This window comes from Haemophilus parahaemolyticus (assembly GCF_018373095.1).
GTDB classification, from domain to species: Bacteria; Pseudomonadota; Gammaproteobacteria; order Enterobacterales; family Pasteurellaceae; genus Haemophilus_A; species Haemophilus_A parahaemolyticus_A.
This window is the reverse complement of sequence record NZ_JAHAHT010000023.1, coordinates 1-21,821: the sequence shown is the minus strand read 5'-3', so window position 1 is coordinate 21,821 and position 21,821 is coordinate 1. Positions and strand designations below refer to the sequence as shown.

The window sequence follows — 21,821 nt, the reverse complement described above, 5'->3', positions numbered from 1 at the left end:
GAAAGATACACCACCTACTACGCAGGCAGCAATCGCATCCAATTCATACATGAAACCTAAGTTGTTGGTTGCACTACCGATACGGCCTGCTTCTAACATACCACCGAAGGCGTAGAAGATACCCGATACCATATAGATACCCATTAAGTTCATAGCCACGTTTACGCCTGAAACTTTCGCAGCTTCTGGGTTACCACCAATCGCGAACACGTTTTTACCAAAGCGAGTTTTGTTCCATAAAATCCACATAATCACGGTTGCAATCGCTGCATAAATAGTGATGTATGAGAGTTTAAAGCCACCAAGGCGGAAGAAACCTTGTGCAAAGTCTGAGAAATTTTCGCTAAAGCCTGCGATGGGTGATGAACCTACAGCATCATAGTAAAGTGAGTTGATACCGTAGATGATGATCATTGTCCCCATTGTGGCAATGAACGGTGTTACGTTTAAGTAAGCAATCACGAAGCCATTAAACAAACCGATAATCGCACCGATACCGCAGATGATAAGCACCACCACTGGGATTGGCATTTCTGCAAGGTTCGGGAATACTTTGTTCATATTATCCATTGCTTGTAAGAGAGTAGCAGAGATTACCGCAGCAAGACCGACCTGACGACCAGCGGATAAGTCGGTACCTTGGGTAACAATCAGCCCTGCGACACCAAGAGCGATGATTAAACGTACTGAAGATTGGGTTAAGATGTTACTAAAATTTCGTAAACTCAAAAAGCTAGGATCTTGTGCGATGATGATAATAAGTAAGATCAATAACACAAAATAGATGGCATTTTGTTTCAGAAAATTAAGTGCTTTGTTAGGTTGTACCGCAGACATAATTCACTCCTGATTTATAAGTATTTTGCCGCAAGTTGTAAGATTTCTTCCTGGGAGGTTTTTGCCGTTTCGACAATGCCCGCCACTTTACCATTACTCATCACGATAATTCGGTCGGTTACGCCAAGTAATTCCGGCATTTCCGATGAAATCATAATGATGCCTTTTCCTTTATTGGCAAGTTCAAGGATCAGTTGGTAAATCTCAAATTTTGCTCCGATATCGATACCACGGGTTGGTTCATCTAGCATTAACACTTCTGGTTGGGTTAATAACCAACGTCCGATAATCACTTTTTGTTGGTTACCGCCTGAAAGTGAGCCGATGGATGTGCCGTGCGATGGAGTTTTTACATTCATTGAGTCGATAACCCATTGGGTATCGCTTTTCATTTTTTTGTTACTCAATAAGCCGAATTTGCCTAAGTACGATTTCATATTTGAAATGAGGGAGTTAAATTCGATACTTAAGTTGGCGTAAATCCCTGTTGAACGGCGCTCTTCAGTTACCAAAGCAAAGCCGTTGTTAATCGCTTCAAAAGCATTGCGGTTACGAATTTCTTTGCCGTGGAGTTTAATTACACCGCTTGCTTTTTCACGCACCCCGAAGATGGTTTCCACAATGTCGGTACGTTTTGCACCTACCAAGCCTGCTACGCCAAGCACTTCGCCTTTACGTAATTCAAAGGTGATATCTTGAATCGAAGGTTGGTTTTTCGCAGTTAAGTGTTCGACTTCTAAGATTACCTCTTGTGGCACATTGGTTTTTTCTGGGAAACGTTGGGTTAATTCACGCCCTACCATCATAGAAACCACTTGATCCATTGAGGTATCTTTAATCGCCACGGTATTCACCCATTTACCATCACGCAAAATGGTGATTTCATCACAAATTTTGAAGATTTCATCCATTTTGTGTGAGATGTAGATAATGCCACAGCCTCTATCTTTTAATTTTTGGATGATTTTGAATAAGTGTTCTACCTCTTTTTCAGAGAGCGAAGAGGTTGGCTCATCCATAATTACAATTTTCGCATTGTAAGAGAACGCTTTGGCGATTTCGATCATCTGCATTTCAGACACAGAGAGTTTTGCTACTTTTTCTCTTGGATCAACATCAATGTCTAATTCATCAAAAATCGCTTTTGTATCGCGATACATTTTATCGTGGTCCACAAATGGACCTTTTAATGGATAACGACCGAGCCATAAGTTATCCATTACGCTTACTTGTTTAACTAGGTTCAACTCTTGGTGAACCATTGAAATACCGTTTTCAAGTGCCTCTTTAGATGTTTTGAAATTAACGGGCTTACCTAAAAACAGAATTTCACCTTCATCTTTTGCATAAATACCAAACAAGCATTTTAAAAGGGTCGATTTCCCCGCACCGTTTTCACCCATTAAGGCGTGTACGCTGTGCGATTTTACCGTTAGATTAGCGTGGTCTAAGGCTTTTACCCCAGGAAACGACTTGCTAACGTTTGTCATTGTGAGTAGTACTTCGCTTGTCATATCTCACTCCGTGTAAAAAATTGAGGCACGGCGAACACGCCTGTGCCTCGTGTTTTAATAATTTATTTTAAGAATTTATCTAAGTTGCTTGCATCAACACCTAAATAAGGAATGCGAGCGACTTTATCTTTTAATTTAATTTCTGTGCCTGCAGTTGCATCTTTACCTGCTGTAAGGTTAGTTGATAATGCGATAACCGCTTTCGCTTGACCCACACCATCATTTAATACAGTACCTGCAATTTCACCTTTTTTGATAAGTTGTAAGACTTCAGGTAATGCATCCACACCGAAGATTGGTAATTTTTTACCGTGTGCTTTAGTCGCTTCTAATGCACCCATTGCCATACCATCGTTGTTTGAAATAATCACTTCAATTTGGTCTGCTTTTGGACTGGTTAACCAAGCATCAGTTTTATCTTTCGCCATTGCAGCATCCCACATACCAGTGTCGATGAATAATTGCTCAGTTTGAATACCTTGTTTGTTTAATTCATCTACAACGTATTTTGTACGTGCTTCCGCATCTGGGTGACCTGGTTCACCTTTTAATAATACGTATTGGATTTTACCGTCTTTATTTAAGTCTAACGCAGGGTTTGCTTTCCATTGTTTCGCAATTAAGTCACCTTGAATCACACCCGATTCTTTCGGGTCTGTACCTACATAGTAAGCGTGCTCATAGCTACCAATCGCTTTTGCACCTGGGTCTTTGTTGAAGAAGATCACTGGCACATCATCCCCTTTTGCTTTACCAATAATGGTTGGTGCTGCTGATGGGTCTACTAAGTTGATTGCTAATGCTTTCACACCTTTAGAAAGTAAGCCATCCACTTGGTCGTTTTGGATAGATTGTGTGTTTTGAGAGTCATTCATTAACAACTCAACATCTTTATGTTGAGCCGCTTCTTTTTCGATCTCTTTACGCATTAATGCCATAAAGTTATCATCATATTTATAAATAGTCACACCGATACGATCTTTCGCTTGAGCAGTACCCACTGCTGAACCTAATGCAACCGCGAATGCTACAGCACTTAAAATCATTTTTTTCATAGAATTTCCCCTTAAGTGGAAGGATATAGAGAGATTTTAGAGAGTCATTAAATTGTTATGGCTTAACAACTTGCTCCAGATAATATATATTTACGGAGGAATAATCCGTGATCTGCTTCACAAAATTTAACATTTGATTTCTTCTGATGAAATTTTAGCCAGCTTTGTAAAGTTTTTGGTTTTTTCGACCGCTTGTTTTATAGTACACACCTTTATGATTTGCTTTTAACCTATTTATTTTATGAAATTAACTAAAAAGACGATTAATCTATTGATTTTTCTTTTTGCGATTATTGTTTCTTACTTTTTAAATCAGCAAGAAAAATCAAAACCTACTCAAACAATAACCGCTTCTAGCGCTGTCTCTCAAGCTCAACAAGCGGTTAAAAATAATTACGATATTGCAATGTCGGATGACAAATACGGACAAAACGCCACTGCACCTGTTGATTACTATATGCTTGCACTCTCTTGGTCTCCTGCATTTTGTGAAGCACAGCGTGAAAAAAATCACGGTAAGATTCCTGAGATGGCAGCCTATCAATGTGCAAGCGATCGCCAATTCGGTTGGGTCATTCACGGGCTTTGGGCACAGAATAAAAATGCAAAATCTGTTGAAGAACACCCACGTTTTTGCCAAGGCGACTTGCCGCCTGTTTCGCCACAAATTATCGAAAAATATTTGCCCGAATCCCCAGGGGCTTCACTATTACAAGGCGAATGGGAAAAGCACGGTGCTTGTGGATTCAACGATCCTGAAAGCTATTTTGCCAAACAGAAAGCCTTGTTTGATGATTTGGTCTTGCCTGATACGTGGATGCGAAATAATGAGCTTTTCCGATGGATGCGTAAAAATAATCCTAAATTAGACCGCGTGTATTTGGGGGCAAGCAAGAATGAGCTTTATATCTGCTATGATAAACAATGGAATGTGATGGATTGTCCGAGGTAATATAAAGTAATTTCTTCGTTAATTAAGACTGCCACAAATGCTTGCATTTGAACGTTACTTTGGCAACGGCACAAAGTGTTAGCGTAGCGAATAAACCTCCCCTCCCCCTCTTTGCTAAAGAGGGGAATGTTTCTGATGAGGAATAGAGATCTCCATTTTCACTGAGATTCCCCCTCTTTAGCAAAGAGGAGGAGGGGAGATTTGGCAGAATAAAATCCAACCAGATAAATAATTTTATGTCAGACCTAAGAATCCTCAAACTCCAAGCTCAACGCCAATTAAAACAAAGCCTTGCACTTGCTAACCAATTCTTTAACAAAGAATTTACAATACCCGTGATGAACTTCGAACTCCGCGGGCAAAAAGCAGGTGTGGCATATTTACAACAAAATGAAATTCGCCTTAATCCTGTATTATTGGTAGAAAATGGTGCTACGTTTATTCAACAAGTTGTGCCTCACGAGTTGGCTCATTTACTTGTTTATCAACAATTCGGGCGTGTGCAACCGCACGGTAAAGAGTGGAAAATGATGATGGAACAAGTGCTCGGTGTGCCTGCACATATCTATCACAAATTCAGCACCGCGAGTGTTGCTAAGCAATTCTCTTACCAATGCGACTGCCAAACGCACCTGCTTTCAGTCCGCCGACACAATGCTATTCAGCGTAACCAGCGCAGTTATATCTGCCGAAATTGTAACCAACCATTGCGATTTTTACCCGCATAACATTCCTTATAAGCGGGCAGAATTTCGTTAAAAAATTGTTAAAATGGCTAGACATTCCGCTTAAAGTCCTTACAATTCACACCAGTTTTATTTTTTAAATTTCTAAAAAAATTCGGAGTATATTATGGAAAAAATCGTGATTGTTGGCGGTGGCGCTGGAGGCTTAGAGCTGGCAACCTATTTAGGTAATAAATTAGGCAAAAAAAAGAAAGCAGAGGTGCTTTTGATTGATCGCAACGCTACCCACCTCTGGAAACCATTGTTACACGAAGTAGCAACAGGTTCATTAGATGATGGCACAGATGCAGTAAGCTACCGTGCTCACGCAACAAACCACTATTTCCACTTCCAACAAGGCATGCTTACAGGTGTAAATCGTGAGCAAAAAGAGATTGTGTTAGAGCCGCTTTTAGACGAAAACGGTGAAGTGTTAGTTGCTGAGCGTCACATCGCATACGACAAATTAATTCTTGCCATTGGCAGTAAATCAAACGATTTCGGCACTAAAGGGGTCGCAGAGCACTGTATTTTCTTAGACAGCTCTGAGCAAGCAAAACACTTCCAAAAACGTATGCTTGAGCTATTTTTACGTTTCTCACATAGCCAAGATAAAGATGTAAAAATCGCAATTGTGGGCGGTGGGGCAACAGGGATCGAACTTTCTGCCGAACTTTACAACGCAGCTTCACACTTAAATGAATACGGTTTCGGTAAATTAAACCGTGCAAGCTTAAAAGTAGCACTTGTGGAAGCAGGCTCTCGCTTAATTCCTGCATTAACTGAAAAAGTGTCTGCTTCAGCTCTTTCAGAGTTACGTAAAGCAGGCGTCGATGTGCATTTGAACACAATGATCACAGAGGCGGTGGAAGATGGTTTAATTACTAAAGATGGTGAAAAAATTGAAGCCGATTTAATGGTATGGGCAGCTGGAGTGAAAGCACCAGATTTCATCAAAGAGTTTGGTTTTGAAACCAACCGCTTAAATCAAATCGAAATCACCGATTTAATGCAAACTACGGTAGATAAAGATGTGTTCGTGATTGGCGACTGTGCTGCATTGATTCAAAACGGTAAACCAATCCCGCCACGAGCACAAGCTGCACACCAAATGGCAACCCAATGTGGTAAAAACATTGTGGCATTGTTAGAAGGTAAAGAAATGAAACCGTTTAAATTCAACGATAAAGGCTCATTACTCTCTTTCTCACATTTCGGTACTGTGGGTAACTTAATGGGCAACTTAGTGAAAGGCGATATGTTTATCGAAGGTAAAATCGCTCGTCTTGCTTACCTTTCACTTTACCGTATGCACCAAGTCGCATTGCACGGTTGGTTGAAAACGGGCTTGATTTTATTAGTAGGACAAATCAACCGCTTCTTGCGTCCTTCCATGAAGTTACATTAATTGGTTAACAATAAAGCCTTTTACATTGTAAGAGGCTTTATTTTTGTATTGAATATCTTGGTAAATTTAGTAAAGCACGCGTGCTTTAATTGTGCCGTCAATCTCTTTCAAGCGTTTTAATGCTTCTGAGCTATCTTCAAGCTGAACATCAATCACCACATAGCCAATTTCTGGGTCGGTTTGTAAATATTGACCAGCAATATTCACGTTTTGATCCACAAACACTTGGTTGATTTTGTTTAAAATACCTGGTTTGTTTTGGTGGATGTGTAATAAACGTTTTGCATTATTGTTGGCAGGAAGTGATACTTCTGGGAAGTTTACCGCTGACAAGGTTGAGCCATTGTCTGAATATTTCACAAATTTATTTGCTACTTCTGTACCGATGTTTTCTTGAGCTTCCGCCGTTGAACCACCAATGTGTGGCGTTAAGATAACGTTGTCAAATTTACGTAATGGCGATTCAAACGGATCGTTAATAGACGCAGGTTCAACAGGGAATACGTCAATCGCTGCACCGCGTAAGCTATTTGCTTCTAAGCGAGTCGCTAACGCATCTAAATCCACGACAGTACCGCGTGCGGCATTAATTAAAATTGCATCCTCTTTTAATTGGGCAATGCGTTCCGCACTCATTAGATTTTTGGTTGAGGCATTTTCTGGCACGTGTAATGAAATCGCATCACAGCTTGAAAGCAACTCGTCTAAACTTGCCACTTGCTGAGCATTACCCAATGGCAATTTATTTTCGATATCGTAAAAGTAAACTTGCATCCCCACTGCTTCAGCAATCACGCTCAATTGTGAGCCGATATGACCATAGCCGATGATACCTAATTTTTTACCACGCACTTCATTTGCACCCGCAGCCGATTTGTTCCACACGCCACGATGCACTTCCATATTCGCTTTAGGTACTTGACGCATTAACAAAATAATTTCTGCCAACACTAATTCCGCCACAGAGCGGGTATTTGAGAACGGTGCATTAAACACAGGAATACCACGACGTTTCGCTTCCGCTAAATCTACTTGGTTAGTACCGATACAGAAACAGCCTACCGCCACTAATTTTTGTGCGTGCTCTAAAATCTCTTTGGTTAAGTGTGTACGCGAGCGAATTCCCACAAAGTGAGCATCTTTAATTGCTTCGATAAGCTCTTTACCATCTAGGGCTTTTTTATGATACTCAATGTTGGTGTAACCTGCCGCTTTTAATACATCCAGTGCGTTTTGGTGCACGCCTTCGAGTAATAAGAATTTGATTTTTGATTTGTCGAGAGAAACTTTAGCCATAGTTATTCCTTATGTTGTGTTTAAAGTGAAAAACAAAAAGCGGTGCAATTTCGCAAAACATTTGCAAAAATTCACCGCTTGACCTTATTCAATAATTTTTGCCCCTTCAGGCGTGCCAACAATCGTAATGTTCGCGAAACGTTGTGCAAAAATACCGTTGGTGACCACACCTGCGATATTGTTGATGGTGTGTTCCATTTTCAGCGGTTCAAGAATTTTAAAGTGATGTACATCTAAAATCACATTGCCGTTATCTGTTACCACGCCTTCACGCCATTCAGGAGAACCACCAAGTGCAACTAACTGACGAGCCACATAAGAACGAGCCATCGGAATCACTTCCACTGGCAATGGGAAAGTTGAACCAAGCACATCGACTTGTTTTGAGCTATCAACGATACAAATAAATTTTTTCGCCAAAGAACTCACAATTTTTTCACGGGTTAATGCTGCCCCGCCGCCTTTGATCATTGCACCTTGCGGGGTAATTTCATCTGCACCATCGATATACACATCTAATTCCACAACGTCATTAGCACTAAACACCTCAATGCCCAACGCACGTAAACGCTCTTCTGAAGCTTTAGATGCCGCTACTGCACCTTTAATTTCATCTTTCATTGAAGCTAATTCGTCAATAAAGCAATTCACGGTTGAACCGCTACCCACGCCAACGATGGTATCTGGTGTCACAAATTTTAGTGCTGCTTTCGCTGCAATTTTCTTCATTTCTTGTTGGTTCATTATGTTTCCTATTATTGCTTTAAAGATAAAAATTGGTCTCATTGTGTGCCAAAGAGTAAGCTAAATCAAGCGGTAATTTTTCATAAGTCATTTGAAAAATTTAATTACAGAAGAGTTTTATAAAAACTTTTGATTAAGTTAATACAATCAAACCTGGTAAGGTCGCAAAACTTTGCGATTTTACCGTATTGTGGAAATCGTTTAGGTAGGCAAAATGTTGGTCGGTTTCACGAAACGCACCGTATAAGTTGCTATGAAGGCCTTGTTGAGTGATTTTGCGTGAAACCACATAACCGCGATCTAAATATGGTTTTACTGCCCAATATGGCAGGGTTGCAATACCGCGCTTACTCGCAACGAGCTGAATAATCGCAATAGTTAATTCACTGGTGCGACGTTTCGGTACAATACCTGCAGGACGAAGCACTTTTCGCAATAAATCCAACATATCGTCTGGCACTGGGTAGGTAATCCAAGTTTCATCGGCAAAATCTTCTGCCTCCCAAACTTCTTTATTGGCGAGCGGGTGATCTTTGGCACAGATGCCGACCATTTCATAGGAAAAGAGCGGATGATAAACAATCCCTTCCGTTTCTTCTGCTTCGGAAACCACCGCCCAGTCAGATCGATGAGTAAGCAGTAACCCAACAGGATCGGTATGGAAACCAGACACAATATCCAACTCAACAAGTGGCCAGTTTTGACGAAAAGAATCCATCGCAGGCATTAGCCAGTCGAAACAGGTATGGCATTCTACAGAAATGCGCAATTCCCCCACTTCGCCCTGTTTTACGCGAGCCAAATCTAATTCTGCTTCTACTACTTTCGGCAAAATTTCATGAGCCAGTTTCACTAAACGTTCACCTGCGGGAGTAAAACGCAACGGCGTGGTTTTACGTTCAAAAAGCGTGAGTTCATATTGATCTTCAAGCAGTTTGATTTGGTGTGAAAGAGCGGATTGTGTAAGGTGAATTCGCTTCGCTGCTAAGGAAACACTACCACTCTCTTTTAAGGCAAGTAAGGTTTTTAAATGACGAAGTTCAAGAAAAATCGGTTTCATAGCAGGAATTTTGAAGAGAGAATAAAGGAATGGGCGAGTGATTTGCAAATTTTCTTAGAAAATTTACCGCTTGCTCGCCCTTTCAAAACAGGCTAAAACACCAATTTGTGCTTAGCGTGCACGGAAGATAATGCGTGCTTTGCTTAAATCGTATGGAGTCATTTCAACGGTAACTTTATCGCCAGTTAAAATACGGATGTAGTTTTTACGCATTTTACCAGAGATATGCGCTGTCACAATGTGACCATTTTCTAATTCTACACGGAACATTGTATTTGGTAAGGTTTCTAAAATCGTACCTTGCATTTCAATGCAATCTTCTTTAGCCATTGCTTCCTCTTTTTGAATGTGCTTAATTTAAATAAAACGGTGCATATTATACCCTGATAGGCTTAAAATACAATTATTTCCTAAAATTCCGCCTTTTAGAATGAAAGCGTTGTGCTTGCGATTTTAAGTTAGTTGCCTCGGGCTTACGAACGGTTCTCACATGTGGGATTTTTCGGCGTAAGTAGTAAAAAATCGTGGCAGAAAACAGCACGCCAGTCAGCACTAAAATAATCAGTTCGCCATAAAGTTGTTGGAATAATTTATTCACTTTAACCTGCGTGCTATCTTCATATTGAGCATCAAAAGTTACTCGTAAAAAGCCAACTAGTGCTTGTTTAGCAAAAATTGGTTCCACAATTTGTTGGGTATTTTTTTGCTCAATGCGTTCTTTCAATGCTATCGAATGCTGACTCTGAGCAAGCAATTCCCCCGAGGCAGAATAAAGGTTCGCATCTAAAACAAACTCTTCTTTTGAGAAACTATCCAAAGCCTCAACCAACTCATCGGTTTTGGTATTTTTCATCAACATCAATGAAAACAAGTTTGCTTGCTGTCGCACTAATACGTGGGCAAGGTTAGAAACTTGGCTAATGCTTGCCAATTGCGATCCCACCTTAAATTGATTCACTCCATTTAAAATCACACTAATAGTTGCTACACAAAAGGCAAGCGTGAAAATAAACACCAGCGTTTTGGTTAATTTTTCGCGAGAAAAATACATAATTAAGCCTTATTTTGCTAAGCCTTTTTTCAACCAGTAATGGTAAGGAGCGGTTTCAGTTTCGCTTTTCAGCAGCTGATGCTCCATAAATTCGCAGAAACTCGGAATATCACGCGTGGTGGCGGGGTCGTCTGCAATAATGTGTAAAATTTCGCCCTCGTTCATATGACGTACAGTTTTGCGAGTAAGCATTACAGGTTCTGGGCAACGCAAACCTAGCGTATCTAAGGTTTGATCTGCGGTTAATTCTGTCATATTAGACCTTTTGTATCGACTAAATAATATAAGGCGATTAAAATACACTATTTTCCACCTTCACGCAAAAATAAGGAAGCCTATGCCATTACTTATCATCTTTTTTGCTTTGATTCTTTATATCTATTGCGAGCTCTCACTTTTAGTCAGCGTGAGTGCTGTGCTCGGTGTTTTCCCCACTCTTTTCTTGTTAATCGCCATTTCTGTGCTCGGCGTTTGGCTAGTGAAACTACGTGGTCTATACACAATACTTTCAATCCGCCAAGACTTAGCTCAAGGCAAACTCCCAGCTGATGCGGTAATCAACTCCGTACTCTTTATTATTGCAGGTATTTTGCTCATTATTCCTGGCTTTATTAGCGATATCTTAGCCATTTTATGCATTCTGCCGTTTACGCGTAAACTGATTAAATTATGGGGCTTGAATATGTTGAAAAAACGCTTCCAATTTGTCAATTTCAGCGCAAATCAGACCGCTTACCGAGCGAAAGAGAACACCGTGTTTGATGCTGAATTTGAGCGTCAGCAAGATCCAGATAAGTGGGTTAAATGATGTTTAAAAGAAAGCTATTTAACCACAACCCCTCTTTACAAACAAAAGCCAAAAAACGACCGCTTGTTCCCTCACCAAGTTTTGATGAAACCGTCGTGATACTTTTCAATAAACCTTATGATGTGCTTTGCCAATTTACCGACGAACAAGGACGACAAACATTGAAGGATTTTATTGATATTCCGAACGTTTACCCCGTTGGTCGTTTAGATCGCGATAGTGAAGGCTTACTCTTACTCACGAATTACGGTGAAATTCAGCACCGTTTGGCTCATCCTAAATTTGAGAAAGAGAAAACCTACTGGGTACAGGTAGACAACATTCCAACCGAAGAGGCAATCCGCCAACTGCAACAAGGCATAGAACTAAAAGATGGGCTAACAAAACCTGCAAAAGCCAAGCTAATTAACGCCCCAAATTTTAAGTGGGCAACCGCCCCGAAAATCCGTGAACGGAAAAATATTCCGACCGCGTGGCTAGAGCTAAAAATCAGCGAAGGCAAAAATCGTCAAGTCCGCCGAATGACCGCTCACGTAGGATTCCCCACATTACGCTTAATTCGTGTAGGATTAGGGCAGTTTAAATTGGAGAGGTTAAACGCAGGGGAGTATCGGGTTTTGGACAATGACGAAAAGAGAGAATTGTTTAGCCTATTACAGCTAAAATAGGTAGACGTAATAATCAGGTACCTTTTTCTATACTAGAGAGAGACTAATAAGAGACACTAAAATGCAACATAAAAAACTCACTTTCATCGGTACAGGCAATATGGCTTGGGCAATCATTCAAGGCTTATTAAAAAGCGGTTATCCTGCCAGCCAAATTATCGCTTGCAACAAAAGCAACCAAACCCGTCGCAATGAATTACAAGCGGTAGGAATTGCAACAAAATTTACCAATCGTGAAGCGATTGAGCAGGCGGAGGTTGTCATCCTAGCTGTGAAGCCACAAATAATGGCGGAAGTTTGCACTGAATTTGCGGATATTGATTTCTCACAAAAAATCGTTATTTCGGTGGCAGCTGGCATTTCTATCGCTCGTCTTGAACAGCTTTTACCGACCGCTAAAAACATCGTTCGCACTATGCCAAATACGCCTGCGTTAATTGGAGAAGGGTTAACGGGCTTATTTGCAAAATCCTCGGTGAATCCGACCGCTTGTCAATTGGCGGAGAAGCTGATGTCTGCCATTGGGCAATGTCATTGGGTAGATGAAGAGCATAAAATCAATCAGATTATCGCACTTACAGGTTCAAGCCCCGCTTACTTTTTCCGCTTTATGGAAGCGATACAACACTCCGCGGAAAAAATGGGTTTTTCTGCGGAAGATGCTCGCTTTTTAGTACAACAAGCCGCTCTTGGCTCGGCGAAATTAGTGCAAGCCAATCCCGATATTCCACTTTCACAGCTACGTGAAAATGTGACTTCAAAAGGTGGTACAACTGCAAAAGCGTTGGAAGTTTTCGAGCAACAACGTTTAGCAGAAACTGTTGAGCAAGCAATGCAAGCCGCTATTTCACGAGCTAACGAAATGGAGCAATTGTTATGATCACACTTTCCCCATTTAAATGGGCATCTTTTAACTTTTTCGGCTTTTTTTGTGCTTATGGCGTGATGCTTCCATTCCTACCAGTTTGGCTCAAACATTACGGATACAGTGCAGAAATGATCGGTTTAATCGCCTCTGTGGGTTATATTTTCCGATTTCTAGGGGGCTTACTCGCCTCACAACGGGTAAAACATGTCGATCATCTCATTCCAACCGCTCGCGGTTTAACTTGGCTGAATCTCGCTGTAATTCCGTTCATTTTCCTCTTTGCGGATAATATTTGGGTGCTTTTCCCGTTGTTAATGCTGTTTCACATATTCAATGCAGGGGCTATGCCAATCGCAGACAGTATCGCGTCCATCTGGCAGCAACAGGTGGGATTAGATTATGGTAAGTCTCGCTTGTTTGGTTCAATCGCCTTTGTAGTGGGCTCTCTGAGTTGCGGTTATCTTGTTGGCTTTTTAGGCGCAGAATCAGTGCTCTTTATTTTCATGGGGTTTATGTTATTGCTCGCTTTCGGGCAATCATTCAAGCCTTCAATTACGTTACAACAAAACAGCGAACATCTTGCGATAAATTCGCCAAGTTCTTGGGAAATTTTCAAAGAACCAACCGCTTGCCGAATGCTAATAACCGTTTCGCTCATTTTAGGATCGCACGCTGCCTACTACACTTACAGCACGCTCTATTGGTCATCGCTTGGTATTTCAACAGAGATGATCAGCCTGCTTTGGGGTATTGCAGTGGTAGCGGAAATCTGTATGTTCTTTCTTGCTAAACGTTTTTTAGGCAAGGTTAAAATCCACTATTTGATGATGGTTGCCGCAGCAGTCACCATTTCTCGTTGGATTTTGCTGGCAAACATTACCGATCCAACATTGTTTATTTTTGAACAATGTTTACACTCATTCAGTTTCGCAATGACTCACTTTGCAATGATTCGCTATATTTCAAGCCAAGAAGTCGAGAAAATTGCTAAACTGCAAGGGCTCTATTTTGGCTTATCGAACTGTGCCATTGTTGCGGTTTTTACTTTTATTTCAGGCTTACTCTATCAATATAACCCAAGCTATATGTTTATTTTGATGGCAATTTTTGTTGTTCCAGCCTTTTTCCTTGTGCCAAAAAAATTTCCAAGCCTACTCGCTCATTAGCCAATTGGATAACATTTCCCGACCATATTCGGTAATAAAAGATTCGGGGTGAAACTGTACCCCGTAAATTGGCAGATTCGCATGTTTGAACGCCATTAACACCGCTTGATCGCAAATTGAGGTTGCAACAAGCGGTGTTTTTTCAAGAGAATTTTGCGAAATTGCCCATGAATGATAAAGCCCAATGTTGAAACTTTCAGGCAAACCATCAAACAGCGGATTCTCTTCAAGCTGGCTTAATGGGCGTTGTTGCCCGTGCCGAACTTCTCCAAGGTTATATAGCTCCCCACCAAAAAATTCTGCAATGGTTTGATGCCCCAAACAGACACCCAAAATAGATTTATGCTGAGAATAACGCTCTAACATCGCAAAATTATTTGGATAAGCTCTCGGGATATCAGGCCCTGGCGAAATCAGAATATGGCTAAAATTTTCCACTTCATCCAAATCCAATTCCTCGCTAAAGATAATCTGTATTGGAATGTTGAGTTCACGACAAATCGGACGGAGGAGATCCACCAAATTAAAGGTAAAAGAATCGTGGTTGTCTATGATAAGGAGTTTCTGGAAAGAGGGCATTTTATTCTTCTCTCATCAAGGTAAACGCCACTTCTCGGCGTTCTTTAATGAGGCGTTTACGTTTCCAAATATGCATAATTCGACGGTTTTTGTTGGTCTTTAGGGGGTGTTTTTGCTTCAATCTTCCTTTACATTTCATTTGAGTTCTCCTGATTTAAATTCTCTTCATTCTGCTGTTCCGATGTTTTTTGCTCTTGTTGTAGCTTTTGTTCTTCAACACGCAGATGATTGACTAAACTGCTGTGATATTTGCGGATATTTTCCACATAACTAAACGCTTCAAAACCGCGAGCATAGCCATATTTTAAATTGGCATAATGACGTTTTTCAGCAAGAAGCGGTAAATTTTTCTTCACCTCTAACCAATTATCAGGGTCTCCTCCAAGCTGTTTAGTTAATCGGCGAACATCTAATAAATGTCCTAACCCCATATTATAAGCGGCTAAACCATACCAAATGCGATCTTCTACAGGCACTGTTTCAGGGATTTGGCGAATGAGCATATTCAGATATTCCGCCCCTCCGCGAATACTCTGTTCGGGATTAGTACGATCGATCACTCTCATACGATCAGCCGTATCACGTGTGAGCATCATCATTCCACGTACGCCTGTTGAAGAGGTTGCATTCGGATCCCATCGAGATTCTTGGTAAGCAATGGCAGCCAACATTGGCCACTCTAGCTCGCCTTTATGTTTCTCAAATAGAGCCCGATATTTTGGCAATATATTTTTGACTGCATTGAGATAAATAGAGGCATCCGCATAATCAAAACGGTTCAAATGGTTGAAGTATTTTTCTTCAATCCGAGCAATCAAACCTGTTTCATTGGCGTTATCCATAAAATCCAGCACAGAAGCCTGCAATTCGCTAAATGAGCTTTTACCAAAATACCACACCACTGGCATTTCATCGGTTAAATCAAAGCCAACCGCCAGATTTGGATTGATATATTGTGCGGAGGAAATATCTACCGATGGTGCAATGGTGTGAGGAATTTTGCCCTCGGCAACTTGCAAAAGTAGCTCTTCTTGAGTGAATTTATCTGTTGTTTGCCATTTTAAAAGCGGTTGATTTTCTTTTAATTGTTCCAAAATTGGAAGCACAGCCGAACCAGCCGGCACAAGGATTTCTGCTTGTAACTCATTTAATTTATATGGGCGCTGCGTACCTTTTTTATACGCAACTTGCCAAGAAGCAGAGTAATAGCTTGTGCCAATTTGGAATTGTTCGCCCTGCGAAGACTGATAAAGTAAGCCCGCCGCAGCCATATCAATTTTATTCTGTTTTAAGGCTTGGAAAAGCTGCTCGCTGTTATCAAATAGCGTGATATCAAGTTCCACTGCTAAATAATCAGCAAAAGCCTTACTGAGCTCATACTCAATACCCGCCTTACCTTCCGCATTGACAAAATAAGCCAGAGGATGGTTAATCATCCCTACTTTGAGCTTTTTAGTATGCTGAATTTGCGTATAACGGTTTTCTTCAGCTTGCATCAATTTTTGCCACGGATAAACCATATCCCACGACCATAACAAGAGAGCAATCGCTGTCGTTAAGGAGAGAAATAGACCTTTCAAAAATACCTCTTATCAACGATATTTATCTAAAAAACGGTAGTAAGGAATACCCACCTTCAATGCCATTTTCTTAATCCATTTTCCACCATAAAAATGTGGTATTTTTAATCCCTCAAAAATTGCAAGGCGTTCATCATTACCACAAATCGCTTCGCTAATAATTCGTCCTGCTAAACCTGTTAATGCAACTCCATGCCCTGAGAAACCTTGTGCAAAATAAACATTCGGTTTTGATCGCCCGAAATGAGGCGTGGAATTCATTGTCATATCAATAGGACCGCCCCAACCATACTCAATTTTAGTATCTTCCAGTTGCGGGAAAACAGCAAGCATTTCTGAGCGCATTTTAGCGATCATATCCACATTCGTACTAGAATCAGAACCAAAAAGCAAACGATTATCTGCAGACAAGCGGTAATAATCGAGCAATAAATTGTTATCGCAAACTGACATTCCATTGTTAATCAGACTATCTGCCATTGCTTGAGAAAGTGGTTCAGTTGCGATAATAAAACTTTCTACAGGCAAAATGGTATTTTCAATGCCGAACGTGATTTTTTTAGAAAGTACATCAATGTAAGCATTTACCGCTAACACCACATGTTCACAGCTCACGGTAATATTTTCAGCAAAAACAACCGCTTGCGTATCGCTTTTTACTTGAATTTCAGTAGCGGGCGAATGCTCGTAAATTTCTACACCTGCTTCAACACAGGCTTTTGCCAAGCCTAAGCAGTAATTTAGCGGATGCAAATGCCCAGAATTGCGGTCGTATAAACCGCCCACATAAATATCGCTTCCCAAATACTGTTTGAGCTGAGCTTTATCCCAAAGTTGCATATTGGTATAACCACATTGCTCTTCACTTGCTTTTTGCATAGCAATTAAGTCATCCATTCGGCGATTATTAAGGGCTAATGTTGCGTAACCTTTTTTCCAATCGCATTGAATACCATACTTTTGCACACGCTCGTCAATAATATCGATCGCTTCAAGCGACATATCCCATAATTTTCGAGCTTTCTCAAAACCGATATGATCGATATATTCATCAATACCTTCTTCAAAGCCGTTAATTGCCTGTCCACCCGAACGTCCCGATGCACCAAACCCCACACGAGCACCTTCTAAAACAATCACTCTTTTGCCCTGTTCAACTAGCTCTAAAGCGGCAGAAAGCCCTAAAAAGCCCGCACCAATCACGCAAACATCAGCAGATTGGTTGACAGAAATTTTGGGGAATTGAAGATCGAGATTGCGAGAATCGTAATAATAAGAAGAACGGTGTTCTTGGTAAGCAAAATTCAGCATAAAAAATAAGATTGATTAAATAAAAATAGATGCAATCGTAATAATAAAAAGGATTTAAATCAACGAAAATTTTATTTAATAAATTTACAGGAATTATATAGAAAAAGGAAAATGGCGCACCCGAGAGGATTCGAACCTCTGACCGCTCGGTTCGTAGCCGAGTACTCTATCCAGCTGAGCTACGGGTGCGTATTGAATTGTTATGAGAATTTATTTTATCAGCGACTATTTCAAACCTAATAGAGTAAAGTTTAAAATGGCGCACCCGAGAGGATTCGAACCTCTGACCGCTCGGTTCGTAGCCGAGTACTCTATCCAGCTGAGCTACGGGTGCATGATAAAGTAAATGGCGGTGAGAGAGGGATTCGAACCCTCGATAGAGCTTTTGAACCCTATACTCCCTTAGCAGGGGAGCGCCTTCAGCCTGCTCGGCCATCTCACCACTCACTGTGTCTGTGTGCGGTGCATATTACTAGATTTAAAAAATATGTCAAACGCTTTTCTAAAAAAAATAGTGATTTCATTCACGCCTGCCTATTGAATAGACGAAATGTTTATTTTTTATTAGTTTTGATATCGTTTTATAATTCCTTCTGCACAAGCAAAAGCGGATGACCACGCCCATTGGAAATTGTAGCCTCCAAGCCAGCCTGTCACATCAAGCACTTCGCCAATAAAATAAAGCCCTGAAACGGCTTTAGCTTCCATTGTTTTAGAGGAAATGTGATCGGTATCAATCCCTCCCATCGTTACTTCTGCTGTGCGGTAGCCCTCTGTGCCATTTGGGATAAATTGCCAATGATGGATAAATTGCTCAAGCTGTTGTATTGCATTTTTGCTAAGCTGAGCAATCACTTCATCTTTTAACAGGTTTTGTTCAAACCAAAGTTCAACCAGTTTTTTTGGTAGATAACGACTTAAAACCGTTTTTAGCTGCAATTTTGGCGAAGATTGACGCAATTCTTGCAAAATATCCCAAATGGAATTTGTAGGCAACAGATCAATTTTGACCGCTTCACCTATTTGCCAATAGTTTGATATTTGCAAAATGGCTGGTCCAGAAAGCCCTCGGTGTGTGAAAAGCATTTGATTGCTAAAGCTGATGTTCTCGTTACTTACCGTTACAGGTAAGGTGATGCCAGAAAGGGCTGTGAAAGGTTTATCGCTCTCTTTCCACGTAAAAGGTACAAGGCTTGCACGTGGTGCAATCACTGGTATGCCAAACTGCTCCGCAATGTTGTAACCAAAAGGGCTTGTACCTAAGGCTGGCATTGAAAGCCCACCTGTGGCAATCACCAGATTTTCTGTTTGATAGGTTTCGCAAGCGGTCTGAATTTCAAAACCTTTTGTAATTTTTTCGACAGAAATAGGCGCTTGTCGAAGCTGAATATCGACTTTGCCTTTCTCGCATTCGATTTGCAGCATTCGCACGATTTGTTGGGCTCCTTCATCGCAGAAGAGTTGCCCTAACTCTTTTTCGTGGTAGGCAATACCATATTGAGCGACTAAGCTGATAAAATCCCAGTTGGTGTAGCGAGCCAATGCCGATTTCACAAAATGGCGATTTTGGCTGAGGTAATGTTGTGGGGTGACATCTAAGTTAGTAAAGTTGCAGAAGCCTCCGCCCGACATTAAAATCTTACGTCCGATCTTCTTACCGTTATCAAGCATCACCACACTTTTGCCCGCTTGCCCCAATTGTGCAGCACAAAACAAGCCCGAAGCTCCCGCCCCGATAATAATTACATCTGCTTTTTTCATTAGAAATTAAGTATCTTATCGGCTTCCATCGTCCAGTCGGCAAGCTCAACGAGCGTACCAATTTTTACACCATCGGCAAGCGGGAGTTCAGTAATGCCACGTGCATTGGTACATGTTTTGCAGAGTTTTACCGTAGCCCCTTGTGAGGTAAGAATTTCTAGCATCTGTTGCACGTGATAGCCTTCTGATGGATTTTGTTTCTTAAGACCAGCGGTTACCGCATCAGACATTAAGAAAAGTTTAATTTCTGTCTGGTGTTGCTCTTGAATTTGTAGGGCAAGGCGTAAGCCGCTGAAAAACATTTCGTTACCATAAGGGGCAGAATTGATGATAAAAAGTAGTTTTTGCATAGTTATTCTTTTGATTTTGTATTCTCTGATAGATTGAAATTTTCGGCATATATAGCCGTTGCATAAAGCTTAAATTACGATTTTTGAGTAGCTGCAGAATAATATATGGCATAGTTTTAAACGCATTGCTCGACTATGCCATTTGTATTTTTAGATGATATTATTCAGATTTATCCGAATTCTCTTTCTGTTTTTTCTCCTTTGTTTCTGGCTCAGGATCAAATTTCGCAACGGGGACGCAACCTCGGCAGGCACCACGATTGACGCCAAGTTCTTCGCAAAATTGATCATATTTTTCTAATGTTTTCTTAAACCAGCTTTTTTTCTCATCACTCATTTTTCTTTCCTCCAGTTTGAAAAAAAACGGTGAGATTTCTCTGTTACCTTGCAAATCTAAGAGAAGATTTCACCGCTTGTTTATTAATCTCGGAAGTTATTGAATTGGAACGGTTGTCCTAATTCTGCACCTTTCACCAGTTGAATAACAGATTGAAGGTCATCACGAGATTTACCTGTAACACGCACCTGATCGCCTTGAATCTGTGCCTGCACTTTAATTTTTGCATCTTTAATCAGCTTCGTGATTTTTTTCGCCATTTCGGTTTCAATCCCTTGTTTTAGTTTAATCTCTTTACTGTAAAGTTTGCCGTGATGTTCGCTTTCAGATGGAATATCAAGAGAGTTATGCTCAATACCACGTTTTACGCAAGAGCCAATTAAAATCTCAATCAATTGATCTAATTGGAAATCCGATTCGGTTGTAATTTTGATAGTCTCATTTTTTTCATTTAATTCGATTATCGCTTCTACACCGTGAAAATCGTAGCGTGTGCTTAATACTCGGTTGGCATTTTCCACCGCATTACGCACTTCGTGTAAGGTAATTTCTGAAACAATGTCAAAAGATGGCATTTTACTTTCCTTTTAATTTATCAAAAATAGTTTTTGCATTTAACAACAACAAAATCGCTGTTAAGTCTGCAAAGTTTACCACAAATTTCGCTTGTTCTTGTACTTTGGGTTTAGCGTGCAATGCTACGCCTAAAGTGGCGGTTTTGAGCATCGGTAAATCGTTCGCACCATCACCTACTGCAACCCATTGGCTGGCTGGAATTTGGTATTTTTCGCCCAACATTTCAAGTGTCTCTTTTTTATATTGTGCATCCACTACTTTACCAAGCACTTTGCCTGTGAGTTTGCCATCAATAATTTCCAGCTGATTTGAGACGGCATAATCTAAGCCGTAAGTCTCTTTGAGATAGTCCGCAAAATAATCAAAACCACCAGAAGCAATGGCAATCTTCCAGCCTTGTTGTTTAAGCGTTTGCACCAACATTTTAAAGCCATCCATAAGCGGTAGATTTTCTCTCACTTTTTGCAAAATGCTTTCTGGAGCATTTTCAAGCGTACCCACGCGTTTGCGTAAACTCTGTTCAAAATCTAACTCACCACGCATTGCACTTGCGGTAATTGCTGAAACGACTTCGCCTGTTCCTGCCAATTTTGCAATCTCATCGATGCATTCGATTTTGATTGCGGTCGAATCCATATCCATAAGCAACAAGCCTTGCTGATTGAAATCAGGTATTTCTGTTAAATCTGCAAGATCAACATTCAATTGGCGAGCGATTTCTTTGTATTGACAAGCGGTCGATTCTGTTTCAAAAAATGCAATTTGGTAGTCTAAATAGCCTATTTGCCCGACACATTCTGCTAAAATCTGCTGGCTAAATTGATCAATTTGGTGGTGAGAAAGTTGTTTTGCGTAAATAAAAATTGTGTTTGGCATATTATAGATAATCAAAAGTTGTAGAGTGAGCGTCAGTCCGCCAAACAATAAAGAAGATATGGCGGACTAAAGCCTTCTCTACGTTTAGTTATTTGTTTTTTGCAATTTACTCCAGTTGTAATAACCGTAAAGCGAATTAAGTAAGTAAGCGGAATACATCACATACATTGAGGTATTTTCTGCCCATAGTGCAATAGAGATAATGTTAAGCACAATCCAGAGTAGCCATTGCTCGCGGTAGCGTAACACCATCAAAACTTGTGCTGCAATCACAATAATAGTACTTAAACCATCTAAAC

The 21,821-nt window shown here is 40.6% G+C and carries 25 protein-coding genes and 3 tRNA genes; 7 read left to right on the top strand and 21 right to left on the bottom strand.

Going from position 1 to position 21,821, the window contains the following annotated elements; genetic code table 11:
* The 3 genes from mglC to mglB form a co-directional block, all read right to left on the bottom strand.
* On the bottom strand, nt 1-837 hold an 837-nt coding region (gene mglC / locus KH943_RS04100), incomplete at its 3' end, for a galactose/methyl galactoside ABC transporter permease MglC (protein ID WP_304108010.1).
* A 14-nt stretch (nt 838-851) separates the two neighbouring features.
* Entirely contained in the window at nt 852-2,351 is a 1,500-nt protein-coding gene (mglA, locus tag KH943_RS04095) for a galactose/methyl galactoside ABC transporter ATP-binding protein MglA (protein WP_304108008.1), read from the bottom strand.
* A gap of 62 nt (nt 2,352-2,413) precedes the next feature.
* Nucleotides 2,414-3,406: a galactose/glucose ABC transporter substrate-binding protein MglB gene (mglB, locus tag KH943_RS04090; protein WP_304108006.1), complete on the bottom strand. Its 993-nt coding sequence runs from the start codon at nt 3,404-3,406 to the stop codon at nt 2,414-2,416.
* A gap of 241 nt (nt 3,407-3,647) precedes the next feature.
* Here mglB and KH943_RS04085 point away from each other — a divergent pair, with 241 nt between their 5' ends.
* The 3 genes from KH943_RS04085 to KH943_RS04075 all read left to right on the top strand — a co-directional run bounded on the left by KH943_RS04085 (nt 3,648) and on the right by KH943_RS04075 (nt 6,491).
* Nucleotides 3,648-4,358 carry a ribonuclease T2 family protein gene (locus tag KH943_RS04085; protein WP_304108004.1) on the top strand — a complete coding sequence of 237 codons (711 nt, stop codon included), beginning with the start codon at nt 3,648-3,650 and terminating at the stop codon, nt 4,356-4,358.
* 236 nt (nt 4,359-4,594) lie between these two features.
* Nucleotides 4,595-5,086, top strand: a complete 492-nt coding sequence (locus tag KH943_RS04080; RefSeq protein ID WP_304108001.1) for a SprT family zinc-dependent metalloprotease — start codon at nt 4,595-4,597, stop codon at nt 5,084-5,086.
* A 124-nt stretch (nt 5,087-5,210) separates the two neighbouring features.
* On the top strand, nt 5,211-6,491 hold the full coding sequence (locus tag KH943_RS04075; protein ID WP_304107998.1) for an NAD(P)/FAD-dependent oxidoreductase: 1,281 nt from the start codon (nt 5,211-5,213) through the stop codon (nt 6,489-6,491).
* 66 nt (nt 6,492-6,557) lie between these two features.
* On the opposite strand, the gene serA is transcribed toward KH943_RS04075, so the two are convergent.
* The 6 genes from serA to tusA all read right to left on the bottom strand — a co-directional run bounded on the left by serA (nt 6,558) and on the right by tusA (nt 10,897).
* Complete coding sequence (gene serA / locus KH943_RS04070; RefSeq protein ID WP_304107995.1) at nt 6,558-7,787, bottom strand: phosphoglycerate dehydrogenase; 1,230 nt, start codon at nt 7,785-7,787, stop codon at nt 6,558-6,560.
* A gap of 84 nt (nt 7,788-7,871) precedes the next feature.
* A complete protein-coding gene (gene rpiA / locus KH943_RS04065) occupies nt 7,872-8,531 on the bottom strand; it encodes a ribose-5-phosphate isomerase RpiA (RefSeq protein ID WP_304107992.1) in 660 nt (219 codons plus the stop codon).
* 133 nt (nt 8,532-8,664) lie between these two features.
* The gene (locus KH943_RS04060; RefSeq protein ID WP_304107991.1) at nt 8,665-9,591 is read right to left on the bottom strand and encodes a LysR family transcriptional regulator; all 927 of its coding nucleotides are present in this window, start codon (nt 9,589-9,591) and stop codon (nt 8,665-8,667) included.
* A 111-nt stretch (nt 9,592-9,702) separates the two neighbouring features.
* The gene (gene infA / locus KH943_RS04055; protein WP_005705342.1) at nt 9,703-9,921 is read right to left on the bottom strand and encodes a translation initiation factor IF-1; all 219 of its coding nucleotides are present in this window, start codon (nt 9,919-9,921) and stop codon (nt 9,703-9,705) included.
* A 73-nt stretch (nt 9,922-9,994) separates the two neighbouring features.
* The gene (locus tag KH943_RS04050; protein WP_304107901.1) at nt 9,995-10,642 is read right to left on the bottom strand and encodes a YtjB family periplasmic protein; all 648 of its coding nucleotides are present in this window, start codon (nt 10,640-10,642) and stop codon (nt 9,995-9,997) included.
* A 9-nt stretch (nt 10,643-10,651) separates the two neighbouring features.
* Entirely contained in the window at nt 10,652-10,897 is a 246-nt protein-coding gene (gene tusA, locus KH943_RS04045; protein ID WP_040217875.1) for a sulfurtransferase TusA, read from the bottom strand.
* 82 nt (nt 10,898-10,979) lie between these two features.
* Here tusA and KH943_RS04040 point away from each other — a divergent pair, with 82 nt between their 5' ends.
* The 4 genes from KH943_RS04040 (at nt 10,980) to KH943_RS04025 (ending at nt 14,152) form a co-directional block, all read left to right on the top strand.
* On the top strand, nt 10,980-11,450 hold the full coding sequence (locus tag KH943_RS04040) for an FxsA family protein (protein ID WP_304107899.1): 471 nt from the start codon (nt 10,980-10,982) through the stop codon (nt 11,448-11,450).
* The gene (locus tag KH943_RS04035; RefSeq protein WP_304107897.1) at nt 11,447-12,118 is read left to right on the top strand and encodes a pseudouridine synthase; all 672 of its coding nucleotides are present in this window, start codon (nt 11,447-11,449) and stop codon (nt 12,116-12,118) included. Before KH943_RS04040 ends, KH943_RS04035 begins: the two co-directional genes overlap by 4 nt.
* Nucleotides 12,119-12,179: 61 nt before the next feature.
* A complete protein-coding gene (gene proC / locus KH943_RS04030) occupies nt 12,180-12,998 on the top strand; it encodes a pyrroline-5-carboxylate reductase (RefSeq protein ID WP_304107895.1) in 819 nt (272 codons plus the stop codon).
* Nucleotides 12,995-14,152 (top strand): 3-phenylpropionate MFS transporter, encoded by a 1,158-nt coding sequence (locus tag KH943_RS04025; protein WP_304107893.1) that lies wholly within the window; start codon nt 12,995-12,997, stop codon nt 14,150-14,152. Before proC ends, KH943_RS04025 begins: the two co-directional genes overlap by 4 nt.
* On the opposite strand, the gene KH943_RS04020 is transcribed toward KH943_RS04025, so the two are convergent.
* The 12 genes from KH943_RS04020 to pnuC form a co-directional block, all read right to left on the bottom strand.
* A complete protein-coding gene (locus KH943_RS04020; protein WP_304107891.1) occupies nt 14,138-14,731 on the bottom strand; it encodes an anthranilate synthase component II in 594 nt (197 codons plus the stop codon). The genes KH943_RS04025 and KH943_RS04020 overlap by 15 nt on opposite strands.
* A 128-nt stretch (nt 14,732-14,859) precedes the next feature.
* Nucleotides 14,860-16,311 (bottom strand): membrane-bound lytic murein transglycosylase MltF, encoded by a 1,452-nt coding sequence (mltF, locus tag KH943_RS04015; RefSeq protein ID WP_304107889.1) that lies wholly within the window; start codon nt 16,309-16,311, stop codon nt 14,860-14,862.
* A 12-nt stretch (nt 16,312-16,323) separates the two neighbouring features.
* On the bottom strand, nt 16,324-17,622 hold the full coding sequence (locus tag KH943_RS04010) for an NAD(P)/FAD-dependent oxidoreductase (RefSeq protein ID WP_304107887.1): 1,299 nt from the start codon (nt 17,620-17,622) through the stop codon (nt 16,324-16,326).
* 112 nt (nt 17,623-17,734) lie between these two features.
* Nucleotides 17,735-17,811 (bottom strand) — tRNA-Arg (locus KH943_RS04005).
* Between the two features lie 68 nt (nt 17,812-17,879).
* Nucleotides 17,880-17,956 (bottom strand) — tRNA-Arg (locus KH943_RS04000).
* 13 nt (nt 17,957-17,969) lie between these two features.
* Nucleotides 17,970-18,064 (bottom strand) — tRNA-Ser (locus KH943_RS03995).
* A 122-nt stretch (nt 18,065-18,186) separates the two neighbouring features.
* The gene (locus tag KH943_RS03990) at nt 18,187-19,383 is read right to left on the bottom strand and encodes an NAD(P)/FAD-dependent oxidoreductase (protein ID WP_304107884.1); all 1,197 of its coding nucleotides are present in this window, start codon (nt 19,381-19,383) and stop codon (nt 18,187-18,189) included.
* On the bottom strand, nt 19,383-19,733 hold the full coding sequence (locus KH943_RS03985) for a DsrE/DsrF/TusD sulfur relay family protein (RefSeq protein ID WP_304107881.1): 351 nt from the start codon (nt 19,731-19,733) through the stop codon (nt 19,383-19,385). Before KH943_RS03985 ends, KH943_RS03990 begins: the two co-directional genes overlap by 1 nt.
* A 160-nt stretch (nt 19,734-19,893) precedes the next feature.
* Complete coding sequence (locus KH943_RS03980; RefSeq protein ID WP_304107879.1) at nt 19,894-20,070, bottom strand: DUF5363 domain-containing protein; 177 nt, start codon at nt 20,068-20,070, stop codon at nt 19,894-19,896.
* 83 nt (nt 20,071-20,153) lie between these two features.
* The gene (locus tag KH943_RS03975; RefSeq protein ID WP_304107876.1) at nt 20,154-20,645 is read right to left on the bottom strand and encodes a YajQ family cyclic di-GMP-binding protein; all 492 of its coding nucleotides are present in this window, start codon (nt 20,643-20,645) and stop codon (nt 20,154-20,156) included.
* A gap of 1 nt (nt 20,646) precedes the next feature.
* The gene (gene serB / locus KH943_RS03970) at nt 20,647-21,522 is read right to left on the bottom strand and encodes a phosphoserine phosphatase SerB (protein WP_304107872.1); all 876 of its coding nucleotides are present in this window, start codon (nt 21,520-21,522) and stop codon (nt 20,647-20,649) included.
* Nucleotides 21,523-21,606: 84 nt separating this feature from the next.
* On the bottom strand, nt 21,607-21,821 hold a 215-nt coding region (gene pnuC, locus KH943_RS03965; RefSeq protein WP_304107870.1), incomplete at its 5' end, for a nicotinamide riboside transporter PnuC.

Excerpts from the sequence above, each read along its gene's own strand:
- serB (WP_304107872.1), bottom strand. The coding sequence starts at position 21,522 with ATGCCAAACACAATTTTTATTTACGCAAAACAACTTTCTCACCACCAA.
- tusA (WP_040217875.1), bottom strand. The coding sequence starts at position 10,897 with ATGACAGAATTAACCGCAGATCAAACCTTAGATACGCTAGGTTTGCGT.
- mglB (WP_304108006.1), bottom strand. The coding sequence starts at position 3,406 with ATGAAAAAAATGATTTTAAGTGCTGTAGCATTCGCGGTTGCATTAGGT.
- mglA (WP_304108008.1), bottom strand. The coding sequence starts at position 2,351 with ATGACAAGCGAAGTACTACTCACAATGACAAACGTTAGCAAGTCGTTT.
- infA (WP_005705342.1), bottom strand. The coding sequence starts at position 9,921 with ATGGCTAAAGAAGATTGCATTGAAATGCAAGGTACGATTTTAGAAACC.
- KH943_RS04040 (WP_304107899.1), top strand. The coding sequence starts at position 10,980 with ATGCCATTACTTATCATCTTTTTTGCTTTGATTCTTTATATCTATTGC.
- KH943_RS03980 (WP_304107879.1), bottom strand. The coding sequence starts at position 20,070 with ATGAGTGATGAGAAAAAAAGCTGGTTTAAGAAAACATTAGAAAAATAT.
- KH943_RS03975 (WP_304107876.1), bottom strand. The coding sequence starts at position 20,645 with ATGCCATCTTTTGACATTGTTTCAGAAATTACCTTACACGAAGTGCGT.
- KH943_RS04080 (WP_304108001.1), top strand. The coding sequence starts at position 4,595 with ATGTCAGACCTAAGAATCCTCAAACTCCAAGCTCAACGCCAATTAAAA.
- KH943_RS04075 (WP_304107998.1), top strand. The coding sequence starts at position 5,211 with ATGGAAAAAATCGTGATTGTTGGCGGTGGCGCTGGAGGCTTAGAGCTG.
- rpiA (WP_304107992.1), bottom strand. The coding sequence starts at position 8,531 with ATGAACCAACAAGAAATGAAGAAAATTGCAGCGAAAGCAGCACTAAAA.
- KH943_RS04085 (WP_304108004.1), top strand. The coding sequence starts at position 3,648 with ATGAAATTAACTAAAAAGACGATTAATCTATTGATTTTTCTTTTTGCG.
- KH943_RS04025 (WP_304107893.1), top strand. The coding sequence starts at position 12,995 with ATGATCACACTTTCCCCATTTAAATGGGCATCTTTTAACTTTTTCGGC.
- proC (WP_304107895.1), top strand. The coding sequence starts at position 12,180 with ATGCAACATAAAAAACTCACTTTCATCGGTACAGGCAATATGGCTTGG.
- KH943_RS04035 (WP_304107897.1), top strand. The coding sequence starts at position 11,447 with ATGATGTTTAAAAGAAAGCTATTTAACCACAACCCCTCTTTACAAACA.
- KH943_RS04020 (WP_304107891.1), bottom strand. The coding sequence starts at position 14,731 with ATGCCCTCTTTCCAGAAACTCCTTATCATAGACAACCACGATTCTTTT.
- serA (WP_304107995.1), bottom strand. The coding sequence starts at position 7,787 with ATGGCTAAAGTTTCTCTCGACAAATCAAAAATCAAATTCTTATTACTC.
- KH943_RS04060 (WP_304107991.1), bottom strand. The coding sequence starts at position 9,591 with ATGAAACCGATTTTTCTTGAACTTCGTCATTTAAAAACCTTACTTGCC.
- KH943_RS04010 (WP_304107887.1), bottom strand. The coding sequence starts at position 17,622 with ATGCTGAATTTTGCTTACCAAGAACACCGTTCTTCTTATTATTACGAT.
- KH943_RS04050 (WP_304107901.1), bottom strand. The coding sequence starts at position 10,642 with ATGTATTTTTCTCGCGAAAAATTAACCAAAACGCTGGTGTTTATTTTC.
- KH943_RS03990 (WP_304107884.1), bottom strand. The coding sequence starts at position 19,383 with ATGAAAAAAGCAGATGTAATTATTATCGGGGCGGGAGCTTCGGGCTTG.
- KH943_RS03985 (WP_304107881.1), bottom strand. The coding sequence starts at position 19,733 with ATGCAAAAACTACTTTTTATCATCAATTCTGCCCCTTATGGTAACGAA.